Here is a 13,372-nt window from a genome sequence, read left to right as displayed (position 1 = left end):
ATCGGAACGGCGCTCCACGGTCACCGCCGCCCGTCCGACTTCGACCGAGGATCGCTATAATTGCGCCGACCGCGAATCGCCCGAGCCTTGCATGAACAAAGCAAAATCGACGACTGTAGACGCTACGGAATCAAAGAAACCTCGATCGACAGGAAGCGTCACGCTGCGCGACGTCGCCAGGTTTGCCGGCGTGTCGTCCGCGACGGTCTCGCGCATGATGAATCGTCCCGAGGCCGTCTCCAGCGAGTTGAGAGAGCGCATCACGGCGGCGATCAACCACCTGGGCTGGGTCCCGCATGCCGCCGCCCGAGCGCTCGCTACCCAGCGAACGGGCACCATCGGCGCGGTCTTTCCTACCGTTTCCAACGAGCACTTCGCCACCGCGATCCAGGAATTGCAGGAAGCGCTCGAGTCCGCCGGCTACACGCTGCTGCTCGGCTGCTCGCAATACGACACCCAGCGCGAGTACAACCAGATCCGCAACATGCTCGAACGCGGCGTGGATGCCGTCGTGCTCGTCGGCGAGTCGCACCACCCCGACCTTTACCCGACGCTCGCCCAGCGGGGCGTGCCTTTCGTCAATACGTTTACGTATCGAAAGGAAAGCGAGCATCTGTGCGTCGGCATCGACAATCACAAGGCCTTCTTCGAATTCACAACTTACCTGCTGAACCTTGGACATCGCCGTTTCGCGATGCTGTCGCAAACCGCGGACTCCAACGATCGCGCGTGGGCCCGCCGTGAAGGCGTCCGGGATGCACTTGCCGAGCACGGACTCGGCATATCCGCCGCGCACATGGCCGAAGGATTCTGGGGCGTGGGAGTCGGCCGCAAGCTGTTTTCGCAAGTCATGAATACCCCTCAACCGCCCACGGCGATCATCTGCGGCAACGGAACGTTTGCGATCGGCGCGATGCTGGAAGCAACCAGGTGCGGATACGACATCCCGAACGAATTGACGCTTGCCGGATTCGATGACTTCGAAATCATGTCCGAGCTCCCGATTCCCATCACGACAGTCAGCGTCCCCAGCGCGGAGATCGGACGCACAGCCGCCAAAATGATCCTCGCGGAACTCTCGGGAGAACGCTGGCCCGCGAGCGTCGAATGCGATGCGGCGATCATCGTTCGCGCATCTTCGGCCCCGCCGCCCGGGCATCAGGCCGGTTGACGCTCGCGGCCTGCCCGCCAGTCACCAGCGGACTTCGCGGGCCATACCTCCTTTGACAAACCCTCGCGCGGCAGCCTGACGACTCCGCCGTGCGGCCGATGTCTTTTCTGCGCCCCCATGTCGACGGGGCATCGCGGACGCACAACTTCGACTCAGCGCCCGAACCAAGACCTCACCAGTACGGATGTCCTGGCGAGCGCCTCCCACACATTCGCGCAAACCACCTCCTCCCGGGCCATTGACACGCGCCTTCGGTCGCCGCAGATCAAGTTCAAAGCAATTCCATGCAATCGGTATCACACTAGACCATCAAGAACGGGCGAGCTAAATTCATGCATTTTTATGCTGTTAATTCAGTCTGTTAGGTGTATTCCCTACTCATAGCGCATTCCACAAAGAATTTGTTGATTCGCCATTTGAGACCGGTTACATTGCACTCAACATAACACCTGTACATGGAGAGACAATGCCACCCGACATCACTCTGAATCGACAGACCACGAAGCGTTGGTATCGCGAGATCACCGGTGCGCAGTGGCGTGTACTCATCGCCGCGTGGGGAGTTTGGGTCAACGACGCGCTCGACTTCCTGGCCATCACGTTCGTCCTGAAAGACATCGCGAACACCTTCAACGTCGAACTTTCAACGGCCTCCCTCCTACTGCTCGCGACCTATGGCGTGCGCTGGATAGGTGGGCTCGCGTTCGGCGGCCTGAGCGACAGGATCGGCCGGAAGATCCCTCTGCTCATCACGCTGGCCTGGTTCACCGCCGGTGCGGTAGCCACCGGTCTGTCGTGGAGTTTCGCTTCGCTCGTCGTGTTTCGCCTGTTGCTCGGCTTCGGCATGGCGCCGGGCTTTTCTCTGGGCGCGGCCATGGTCGCGGAGTCCTGGCCGGAGCGGTATCGGGCAATCGGCATTGGCATTCTCGACACCGGCTGGGGCCTTGGCACCATCGGCGCGGCACTCGCCTATCAGTTTGTCTACCCGACGTTCGGATGGCGCGGCATGTTCTTCGTCGGCTTGCCGCCCGCACTCGTCCTCGGTCTTTTCATTATTTTCTTCGTGCCCGAATCGGAGGCGTGGAAGCGAGCGCGAGCTAAAGCCGCCCAGGGACCACAGAAAAATCCTATTGTTCAGCTTTTCACCCAGTACCCCGGACGAGTCGCTTATCTTGCCGTGCTGATGTTTGTACTGTGCTTCGGTAACTGGCCGTTTCAGGCCCTGCTGCCGACGTACCTGCGCAACCTGAATCTTCCGGCATCGTTCGTGAGCGGCGTGGCAATGGCGTCGGCTGTCGGCCAGATTTTCGGTTTTATTGCCAGCGGGTTCATTGCCGAACAGCTCGGCCGACGCGGGGCCATCTCCGCGATGATCGGCATCGGAGCATTGAGTGTCGCCGCGCTCGTCCTTACGACCGGCAACACGCCTGCGGCGCTGATATTCGCGTTTCTGAGCGGATTCTTTCTGGTTGGCGCATCCGGCATCTGGGGCACGATTCTCACAGAAAATCTGCCGAGTGGAGTCCGTGCATCGGGTGTGGGGTTTCTTTACAACTTCGGCGTGATCGGCGGCGGCCTGGCACCGTTCATTACACTGTCGACCATGAATCGTCTGTCACTCACGATGTCCACTGCCATCATCGCTTTCTCGATCGGTGCAGCGTTACTTGGTGGAATCCTGCTTTATTTCACGCGTGAAACGAAGGGCATGAATCTGAGCGACATCGATAACGAAGTGGTTCAATGATCGGGTTTGGAGTGTGCAGTGCTGGAGTCACCGTTTATGGTGACTCCAGCCCTTAACCCCGATGTCGCAGTGGTTACCGACCACGCCAGGTCTGCCGCTCACTCAATGGGCCGCGACAAACGTCGTCTCGTCTGTGAATCCAATCTCGCCTGGCTTGACCTTCAACGAAATCATCTTGCCGTCCCGAAGGACCTGAAGATCGCGCGAGTCCCCCAGTGCCTCTCGAGTCAGACGCGGCAGCGTGTCGGGGGTATCGATCCGAATGCCCGCATAGGTCATTACAACATCCCCCTGCCGAAGCAGTTTCTCACTTTCCGTACCGGGCCTGACCTTCATCACGGTCTCCCGATACTCGACCACTTCACCATTCCTGCCCAGATAATGGACACCTGTGGTATTCCCCTTGTCATCGAAGCTGAAGACGCCCGTGATCTGCGCATGTCCGTCGAGGTCCATGTACTGGGTCGAATCCATTCGCCCGAGCTTATCGTATGCAAATACGATTTCGCAGTACCGGGCATAGGTCGCATCGAGACACACCGGCTTACCGGCTGGATCGAAAAAGGTCACGGCCGTCAGTTGGTCCTGCTTATCATATTGCATGCGCCTAGCCGCGTAGCCCCGGGTAGTCAAGGCAGGTTTCCCGTCGGGGCCGTCATAGACCGATTCGATCTTGTTGTTGCGATTGTCGAATTTATTACGCACGATGGCATAGCCATCGGACTGCACAAGTAAATTGCCATTCGCATCATAGAACGCGGCTTCAATCAGATTGTTGCTGCGATCGTATTTGTTGTGTAGGGAAGCAAAGCCGGTAGGCTGGAGCAACGGCTTGGCGTCTATCCCGAAGTATGCCCGCTCTACTTCGTTGTCGCGCTCGTCGTACGCGTAGCGGATCATTGCATAGCCGTCTGCCAGGAGCGTCAGCTTCCCATCCGCACCGTAATACGCTTCTTCCGTCAGATTCGCGCCGTCATACTTCTTACGCATCATGGCATAGCCGAAGGACTGCTGAATCAGCTTTCCATTGGCGTCGAAGAAGTCCTGCCCGATGAGGTTGTCGAACGGGTCGAAAGACTGGCGCGCGACGGCATAGGCCTTGGGCATAACCACCAGGTGCCCTTGTGGGTCTCTGGCTGCGTCTTCCACTATATTCCCGTGCACGTCGTATTTTCTGGTTTTGATGCCGAAACCCTGAGCCGACAGAGTCGGCTTCATGTCTTGGCCCAAACAGATTTCCTCAAGAATATTTTGGCGGGCATCCAGCGTTTGCCTATGGCCCCAGCATCCGCTACTGTCCGCGGTGCGATGCCCGTTTGCATCAAAGTAGTCTCGCGTAACATTGAATCCGCTCGCATCGAAGGCGGCGCGTGCTAGCACAATCCCGTTATCGGCAAATGGCTTGCCGTTCGCGTCGAAGTAGGCTTCCTCGATGATCCTGTCGCGGTCGTCGTATTTGCGCCGGAAGCTCGCCTGCCCCGAAGCGACCGGTTGATGATTCGGGCCGAAGAGGTCTTGTTCGACAAGGTTGTCCCGGGCATCGTAATGCCTTTGCTGGATTGCATAGCGTCCGCCGACCAATATTGGCTTGCTGTCCGGGCCAAAGAAGCGCAATTCGGTGATGCGGTTGCGATCGTCATACGTGTGCTCGACCGTGGCATATCCATCATTACCGATGGTCCGCTCACCATGCTCGTCGAACAATTCTTTTTTGATCGGATTGCGGCGATCGTCATAGGTCGTCACGATCTTCGCATAGCCGGTCTGATTCAGTAAAACCGGTCGATCGAGCATGTCGAAATAGGCAACTTCAGTCAGATTATCGCGATCATCGTAAGTCTCGCGGATTTTGGTGTAGCGGTGCTCACCCACCAGCGCCGCACCTTTCCGGTCAAGGAACACCACGGATGTCATTTCTCCGCGGTTGTCGTAATCATAGGCCAGTCCATACGCATCAGAATTCAGTGGGACCTCACCAAATGTCGAACCTTTCGTGCGCGCTGGCGTGTCCTGATTATCAAATGTCATTTCGCGGACCGGCTTGCCACTCTCGTTGTATTCCCACGTCCTCCGATGTACGCCAACCATGTCGTAAGCCGGGGATCCATCGGCATTGATGTACGCGAGTGACGCAATGTTGCCATTCTTGTCGTAGCTGATCCTCGCGCCCTGCTGCCCTCCGGTGCCAGAAGCTGGTTTGCCGTGAACATCGAAAAACCGCATCTCCACGACCCGGTTCCGGTCGAACGACATGGTCATCGCGTGCACCAGAAAAGCGGCATTGTAGACCGGGCTCCCGTCCACGTCGAAGTAGGAGATTTCCACCGCCTCACCCTGTGCGTATCGTTTCCTTTCTTCGTGGTAGTTTTCACCCTTGCACCTTACCGGCCTTCCATCAACACCGAAGTAACGTCTTGAGATCTCATTGCCGTTTGCGTCATACGTCATCCGCATCAGATGGTAGCCGTCCTTCGAGAGAACAGGCCGGCCAGACTGATCGAAGAATGCGATCTGCACAGGGTTACCGAGCGCGTCGTGCTGGTACGTTTCAATGGCGACGCCGTCGGCGTCATTCACGATTGCCGCTCCGTTTCCGAGCATGGTCATGCTGAGCTTAAGGCCGTTCGCGTCGTGCTCCTTGATGACCCCATAGACATTGTCTGGTCCGGGTTCCGGACGTCTTAGACCTCCCGCGTAGGTGAAATACCGCTCGCTCCTTTCGATCCCGTCGCGTTCCTTGTTGCTCCTGTCGGCGATGTAGTCAAACTCGACGCTATGCAACCTGGTATTCTTCTGCACTTTGAGCGAGCCATCCGGTCCGACGTAATAGGCCTGTTGACGTGTCCTGTCGATCTGCGGTGGGATTGCCATCCCCCAGACCAGCTTACCGTCACGGTTCAGGGCCTTTTCATATATCAGGTTCTTGCCATCGGCATCGACCACATAGACCCACTCGCACTCCTGTAGGCTCTTCTGATTGGTCAGGAAATTATCTTTGGATTCTTGATCAAGAGGTTGCGCGATGCCATTGTCCGGCTCGCAGTCGCCGAAGCTGTTGACCGCCTCAATACGCAGGACCCTGCCGGAACGTCCACGTGTGACAACTTTGAGTGACCACGGGCGTTGTCGCACCTGCGCATCAGTCAGGCGCCCGTAGCCCACGGGTATGCCCCAATGCGAGACGATCGTGTTGTAGTAGGCCGTGTACTCCCATGCCGTGTCGTACAAATGGTGCAGGTAGACCGCCATGCCCCCCGATGCTGCGACAATCAACGTTACGAGCCCGTACACCATCCACCGATAGCGCCGATAGCGGCGCATTTGCGCACGCTGTGCCGATTCTTTCGCCGCCATGTCGGCCCGCTGCTTCGCCTCGCTTGCCCGCAGGAATGCCATTGCCTCATCAAAGTCGCCCCCGTAACGGCGCGCCCACGTCGCCGTAGGCCTTTCCCGTGCTTCCCACGCGAGCGCGATTTCGAGATCCGGCGTGCTCCAGAGCGCGGCCTCTCCTCTGCGCCACCGTCGACCGGTCTGTTCAAGCAGCCGATACGTCTCGGCAGATTGCGCTTCCTTTTCCGACCAGTCGCGCAGGTTCAGCCATTGGCGGATCAGACTTTCATGACAGATATCGAGCATGCTGTCCGCAGTGATCGCCCCTTCGGGTGCAATCAGCAAACACCGGTCGGTACGGGCAAATGCTTGCGCAACCGCGATAACCTCATCCGTGCTGGTGTCGGCGATCTGCGCGATCTCGTGCACGCGCGCAGGCGCGCGCACGTCGCGGGGTCCGCTCGCAGAGCCGGAAAGCCTCCGGAACATGACTTGCGTGATGCGCTGCTGCTCAGGCGTCAACTCCGCAAGGATTTCGTCCGCGTGATTGGAGAGTGCCATGCGCACACCACCAATCGCATCACAATCATCGACCGTCAGACGCGGAGCCTCGATACCGGAGCGCGCCTTCCGGTCCCACATGCAGGCTAGCGCATGCTGAAGTAGCGGCAACTGGTCGGCATCCGTGCCGAAGTCGTTGAGCAGCCGGTTCAGGAGCTTCGGATCGATCTGTCCGCCGAATACGCGAGCGGGTCCGTCGATGGCGAGTTCCAGTTCGTCGCGGGTGAGCCGCGGAGTGAGATATTGGCTGTCGCTGACGGCTTCGGCCAGCCCCCGAAACGCGGCACATTCGCCGAGATAATCCGACCGCATGGTGACCACCACATAGATCGGCCACTCGCGCTGTGCAGCACTCGCGAGCAGGAGCGCGACAAACGCTTCGGCTTCATCGGAAGGTCGCGACTCGCTGTAGCGAAACGTCTCCTCAAACTGATCGACTAGCACGAGGAGCGCCTGATCACGCATCGCATCGGCACTCTGAACGACCTCGACGAGGCCGAGCGGACCTCGCCGCAAGCAGGCCTCAATAAATGCCGCGGATTCCTCCGCGTCGCGCACGGATCCGAACAGGTTGGCCGCCGATACCGCGCGCGTCAGTTGCCTGAGCGGCCGCTCGCCGGGACGCAGTTCGACAATTCGCCATTTCGATCCGACTTGCGCCATGAATCCGGCGTTGAGCGCAGGAAGCAATCCCGCTCTCACGAGGGACGACTTGCCACATCCCGACGAACCGATCACCGCAAGAAAGCGATTGACCGCAAGGCGTGAGATCAGAAGGTCGATCTGCTTTTCGCGCCCGAAGAAGACATCAGACTCGTCGTAGCGGAATGGACGCAAGCCCGGATACGGACTGCTGCTGAACTCGATGACCGTGGCCATGATCAGACTCCGCCTGTCACGCGTTGCAGGAAAGCCGCGAATGCGGTTGCGTTCAAGCCGGTCCGACCATCGAGGGTAATCAGGTTGGGCAGTGCAACCGCGATCTCTTTCTTCTGTTCCGGCGGTCCCAGATAGATGGCCATCGCGGCCAGCGCGCGCTCACGCTGGCTCAGTATCTTGCGTCCCTGCCGAAGCTGATCGCGTACCCACGATGGTTCGGTCGCGCCATACACGAGGATCAGGCCGTCACACTCCTTGAGGTTTTCTTCCAGGTCCTTCCGCACCTCTTCGGGACTGCCTTCCCTGAGCGGCCAGTAGCACTCCACGCCGTTCTGCGCGAGGACTTCGGCAACCCGTTGAGCGACCTCGAGATCGTCGCGGTCCGCATTGACGAATACCGTAACGCCGGGTGGCTTCGTCTTCGGCTCTACGGGTTTGCGTCGAGTCAGTTCGACCACCGCGCTTTTGAAGTCTTCGAAGCTGCAGGAGCGTGCATCCTCCAGCAACGCACGATGCACGGCATCGCTCACATCCGCGGGATCGTCGCGAGGGTCACGCCATTGCAAGACGGGTTTTCCGCATGCGTGCGCCAGATCGCTCTGCAGTACCGGATACCGGCGCTCTCCACCGAATTCTGGCTTGCGCCCGTGCGCCTTCCCGAGCAGCTGAACATAAACGGATGCGCGCTGGAGATCGGCATTCATCGCGGCGCAGAAGGCGGATTCGCTCATGTCCGGATACCACTTCTTCGGCAAGCGCTCGATACCGGCCTGACCCAGGTACCCGTTCAGTTCATCTTCACGATCTTCGAGATCGTCGGTTGAACGCGCGATGAAGACCGTATCGAAAAGATTGGCGGCGCCCGTTTCGATGGTTGTATTGGCCACCTCGAGGGCCTGCAGCTTCTTGACCAGTTGACCGCTCAAATCGATGAGCCGCTCGTGATACCGGCGCTCCTGTACGTCGATGAGGCCTAGCGGGCGGGCGAACCCGCCCGCGCCCGAATCCTGCACCCAGAACGGAAAACCTTTGAGGTCGCGAAACTCGTCCGGCATCTCACTCCGGGCGGTCTCCCACGCGTCCACGACAAAAACGCGTTGCTCGGCGATACGGTCGGCCGCGACCCTGAGAAACGCATTGCGCTCCTTGCTGCACCATTGGGATTGGAGATAGCCTCGCGACATGACGACGAGCAACGTAGCCGATCGTTGAATCGCGCCGATGATGGCGGGGGTAACCGGGTCATTGCCCGCGAGTTCGTGATCCTTCCAGACACGAAGCGGACGGCCCAGCCGCGACGATGCGTAAAGCGCCAGGTTCTCAGCAAGCGCGCTGATCCACGGCCGGTCGCCTCTGTCGTCCAGGTGGGCGTAACTGATGAACACGTCATGGTCATATTCGGCTAGAACCGTCATTGTCGTGTCCCCATCGTGATCGATCGCCCTCTTTACGCTAGATCGACTCCAGGTTCTGGGGGGCTGGCAGGACGGCAGCCAGAAACACTTCATCGGCAGCACGCAACATCCGTCATCCGCCGTTCTCGCCCAGAACCCCGGATCGAGCGCGATCCGTTAAGACCACATGCCATTCTGAAAGACGGTCGTGCCGGAAGTTTTTGCATTTGCGTGGGAGCGCATTCTCTACATCATAGGATGAAGAAGCGCAGATAAGCGCGACAGCAGGGCCCAGCAGCAACTGGACGGCTCGAGGTTTTTGGTCCGTTTGCAAATCAATCTTGCCTTGGTACGGCGCAAGGAATGCGTGCCGTGGACTGTCGGGTCGACTCCGGCATTGCCCGCTCATCGACGGGTCATCCGGGCATGTTGCCGGGTCGAAAGAGGTGGGGATGCTGACAGCCGACTGGGGAAAGATACTGTGCCGGCCTCAGGGATGCCTTCTCTAGTCAAGCGCCCACCGCCGACCGGGTATCACCGTAGATGCGGGATTCGCATTAAGCGTCGTCTCGACATTCATGTTGCGTCGCTAGCTCAACGTTGGCGCCCGTGAAACGAATGGTCCCCACCCCACGCTTTTTAGCTTTCTGTCGCGTTAGTGTGCTGCTCACTTCTCCGTAGACGGCGGCGCCGGCACTCGTTGAAAGTCGGCATGGTTCGGCGGTTGAGCGGCGACATCGACCTGTCCGTGAATGCGTGCCTGATGACCATCCGCGAACATGTAGTACGGGAACGGGTGGGGCGGCTCCGAGGCCGCGTCGAGCCTGGCAATCAACTCGGGCGCCAGCACGAAGTCGAGTGCCCCGAGCGACTCTTCGAGCTGCGCCGCCTTCGTCGCGCCGACGACGATGCTCGCGACCCCGCGTTTCTGATACAGCCAGTTCAGGGCGACCTGGGCCATCGGCCGATTCGCGGCGTGCGCGACTGCCTCCAGCTCAGCGACGATCGAAAAGTTGCGCGCAGATAGCTTGTCGAAGCCGGGCGGCGGCGCAGTACCTAGCGTCTGCAGGCGACCACTGCCCGTTACGGCGGCCTGATTCTGGGCGTCTTGCGACGGACGGTATTTGCCCGACAGCACGCCCATGCCAAGCGGGCTCCACGCCACGAGCCCCATGCCGAGGTTTGTGGCGAGGTCGGCGAACTCGTGTTCCGCGTTGCGTTCTATCATCTAGTATTCCAACTGCATTGCAGCAACCGGTTCGAAGCCGCGCCAGTCCGCGAGCGTCTGCGCCCGGCCCGCATACCACGCTGGCACGTCAGAGAGGCCGACGTAACGGATCTTGCCAGCGCTCACGGCGTCGTCCATGGCGCGCATCACTTCGTCGGCGGGCGTCATGCGGTCCCACGTGTGCAGGTAATAGAGATCGATGTAGTCTGTGCCGAGCCGCCTGAGTGAGCCTTCGAGTGCCCGAAGCAGGTTCTTCCGATGGTTGCCGCCTGCATTCGGATTGCCGGGCTGCGCGTTGTACGAGTACTTCGTCGCGATCACGAGCCGCTCGCGCATCGCGCGCGCCGCTGCGAACCGGCCGACCCATTGCTCGCTCGTGCCTTCCGTGTAAAGGTCGGCCGTGTCAATGAAGTTACCGCCTGCGTCGACGTAGAGATCGAAGAGCCGCTGCGCCGTTGCTTCGTCGGCGCCCCAGCCCCATTCGGTGCCGAACGTCATCGTGCCGAGTGAGATCGGGCTCACGCGCAGGCCGGAACGACCGAGCAGGGTATAGCGATCGAGCGCCATGACTGTCTCCTCTGGGGCTAGGTAAGCGACGCATGGTCATGCGAGCGCGTTTCTTGTGGTTAGATCGGCTTCACCTGAAAGGTTGCACTTCGGGGAGTGGCCAGGCGCAATGCGTGGAGGCGCACGGCAACATTCTTGTCCGCTATCGGCCCACGGGCAATCCGCATGCCTGCGCTGATGACGGTCGTGGCAGGCGCGTCGGAAGCGCCCAATCAGCGTCTCGAAAGGAGAAGCCCGTGACTGTCCGCCTGTGGCCAACAGCACAAATTCTGTCGCGTTCTGCAGAGCTGGCATCGGTGTCTTCAGAGGCAGCTATCCGGCGCTGCGAGTGAACGGGTACTGCCGGCCAGTTTCTGACACTCGTCTGAGCCATGCAGTGGCCACTCGAACGGCGGGCCCATTCCGAAATCCGCCAGATGCTCAAGGCGCACTTGTCGGCCGAAGCGGCCGGACGCCGATCGGGCGCTGTGCGACGGCTGAAGGTCGCTTCACTGACTTTCACAACGGATTCGATTCAACGTTGACAATCGCAAATGCGAATGAGTCATTTCAACCCGGTATTGTCGGAGCGACGAACACCATTGGCTCATCCTGAATTGAAACGGCCATTCCTCCTGCAATGTTCACGGACGCATCGCGGAACCTTCCCGTCGGCGACAGTAGCTTTGCTAGCGGAGATGACGGCCGGCGCGACATCCACCTACTCGAGCACGCGGCGAAGGTCCCGCCGGCGATTCTGGAATTCGACAGTGTCGATGCTTATAAGGACGCAATGCACCGGGCCCAACGCCCCTCGAGCCCGAGGCTCAAAAAATGCCGTCACGTATACCGTCAAAAATTGAAGCTAGTCCAGCCTGGCATCGAAGGTGCCCTGTTCAGGCCGCCCAATGGTTGTTTGCCCAGGTGCGCCCCTCAAGTGTTGTTGGAGCCGGCGAAACTCAACCGCACGTCCCGGATTCACTGGCTTGCTCAGCACATTACCAGGCGCTAGAAGACAGCGATCTGCGATGTTGAAACAAATTTTCTACCATACGCTCATTAGCTATAAAAGCGTCGCCATCCGCGCGCGCCCGGCAGATGGGACCAGTGGACGCAGTGTTGGCCTGCGGTACGCGAGAGGGCAACAATGCGGTGCAGAGACACGTCCCGGCTTCAAGTTTGGCGATGCGTGGATGACCCGATCAGGTCCCACCTGTTTGCAGTCGTTTAGCAAAAGGACCGTTGAAATCGGACTGTCCAGGTGAGTGCCGCTCCTCATCGCACAGGAGCCCCGCATGAAATAACCTGGGTGCCCGCGCTGCAGTACGTAGCCCGCCATGCATGGCAAGGGAGTCGAGATGTCTCACGAACTCTACGTTGAGGCACTTAGCGCGATGTTCCTGTTCTGGAATGGGGCGCGCATCCTCACGTACCTCCCGACTATCGGCAAACTCCTCGCGAGGGAGGCGGACATGCGCAGCCACAGCCTACTGAGCTGGGGCTGCTGGGCTTTGAGCAATGGCACATTCGCCCTCATGCTCCTCGAAATGAGCAGGGGAATCCCGAATGGGATGTTTTGGATGAATCTGGCCAACACGCTGATGTGCGTCATTGTTTCGCTCATCATCCTATTCAGGCGGTTCCAGCGCCTGCACACAAGCCTACGCAAGGTCTATCTAAACATCAGACGAAATGAGTCGAATCCCGGCACTGTGTCTCGACTGGCGGGGCTGCGGCATTTGAGTGCACACGGCCTGGCTGGCGGCGCCAATTTCGCGCTTGATCGCGTGGCAACCACGCCGCCTACGCGATTCAGACGCCTTGCGCTTTGGGCGGTGCCGGCAAGCTTAGTGGCGTTCGGGGCCGCGGCTGCCGTCACGTATCAGCTCTGGCCGGACCGTGACGAGCGCGCTGGCGTCGAATCGAAGGCGAGTGCACGTCAGGCGTTCGGGACGATCAGACCGGCATCGCCAACGCCACAAGTGACTTCGTCCCCTCAAGTCTCGCCAGCAACGGCAGTTCCTGCTCGCGCAACCGCAATCTCCCGTGCGGAACTCGTCCCGCCGACGTCTTCCCTTTCTCCCCGCCGCCGCGCGGCACCTTCCCGCGGCGACGCTGCATCGCGGATGGCCACAGCTCGAGTGGGTAAAGTGGGCAACGTGTCGAGCCACAATCGCGGGCCTTGGGCGTCGCGGTTTATGGCAAGCGTGCGCCAGGCGCTCGGCATCACCCGCTCAACATCGTCAAGGCATCAGACACTTTCGTCTGGCCATGGCGCACCATCATGGTCGGCTTCTGCCCGTGGAACTGCAGTTGCCCGTGCTGAGATCGCCCAGCATGCCCCTTCCGCCCCGTTCGATCACGGCGCTGCGCAACCCCGGGATTTCCCAGCACCGCGGTTGGCTAACGGTTGGCCCGGTTCCGCGGACGATTTCGCCACGCAGAATAGCGGCCGTTCGGCGCGGCAAGTTCCTCTCCATGAAACTCGGCCAAGCGTTGTCGTCGAAGCGGCCCCG

At 59.9% G+C, this 13,372-nt stretch carries 4 protein-coding genes and 2 pseudogenes; 2 read left to right on the top strand and 4 right to left on the bottom strand.

Features of this window, described 5'->3' with window-relative positions:
* The first annotated feature begins 91 nt into the window (after positions 1-91).
* Together EVC45_RS14440 and EVC45_RS14435 are read left to right on the top strand one after the other, a co-directional pair.
* Positions 92-1,171: a LacI family DNA-binding transcriptional regulator gene (locus EVC45_RS14440; protein WP_129958654.1), complete on the top strand. Its 1,080-nt coding sequence runs from the start codon at positions 92-94 to the stop codon at positions 1,169-1,171.
* Between the two features lie 466 nt (positions 1,172-1,637).
* The gene (locus tag EVC45_RS14435) at positions 1,638-2,918 is read left to right on the top strand and encodes an MFS transporter (RefSeq protein ID WP_129958653.1); all 1,281 of its coding nucleotides are present in this window, start codon (positions 1,638-1,640) and stop codon (positions 2,916-2,918) included.
* 102 nt (positions 2,919-3,020) lie between these two features.
* Here EVC45_RS14435 and EVC45_RS14430 read toward each other — a convergent pair whose 3' ends face one another.
* From EVC45_RS14430 to EVC45_RS14415, 4 genes and pseudogenes are all read right to left on the bottom strand, one after another.
* Positions 3,021-7,688 carry a hypothetical protein gene (locus tag EVC45_RS14430; protein ID WP_129958652.1) on the bottom strand — a complete coding sequence of 1,556 codons (4,668 nt, stop codon included), beginning with the start codon at positions 7,686-7,688 and terminating at the stop codon, positions 3,021-3,023.
* A gap of 2 nt (positions 7,689-7,690) precedes the next feature.
* Positions 7,691-9,103 carry a toll/interleukin-1 receptor domain-containing protein gene (locus EVC45_RS14425; RefSeq protein WP_168991480.1) on the bottom strand — a complete coding sequence of 471 codons (1,413 nt, stop codon included), beginning with the start codon at positions 9,101-9,103 and terminating at the stop codon, positions 7,691-7,693.
* 268 nt (positions 9,104-9,371) lie between these two features.
* Positions 9,372-9,576: pseudogene (locus EVC45_RS47910) on the bottom strand (integrase); the annotation flags it as partial.
* Positions 9,577-9,749: 173 nt separating this feature from the next.
* Positions 9,750-10,877, bottom strand: a pseudogene (locus tag EVC45_RS14415) (aldo/keto reductase).
* Positions 10,878-13,372: the final 2,495 nt, after the last annotated feature.

The sequence above is a fragment of the Paraburkholderia sp. UYCP14C genome, from assembly GCF_004197395.1.
Taxonomy (GTDB): Bacteria; Pseudomonadota; Gammaproteobacteria; order Burkholderiales; family Burkholderiaceae; genus Paraburkholderia.
This window is presented reverse-complemented; position numbering and strand designations above follow the sequence as displayed.

Excerpts from the sequence above, each read along its gene's own strand:
- EVC45_RS14430 (WP_129958652.1), bottom strand. The coding sequence starts at position 7,688 with ATGGCCACGGTCATCGAGTTCAGCAGCAGTCCGTATCCGGGCTTGCGT.
- EVC45_RS14425 (WP_168991480.1), bottom strand. The coding sequence starts at position 9,103 with ATGACGGTTCTAGCCGAATATGACCATGACGTGTTCATCAGTTACGCC.
- EVC45_RS14440 (WP_129958654.1), top strand. The coding sequence starts at position 92 with ATGAACAAAGCAAAATCGACGACTGTAGACGCTACGGAATCAAAGAAA.
- EVC45_RS14435 (WP_129958653.1), top strand. The coding sequence starts at position 1,638 with ATGCCACCCGACATCACTCTGAATCGACAGACCACGAAGCGTTGGTAT.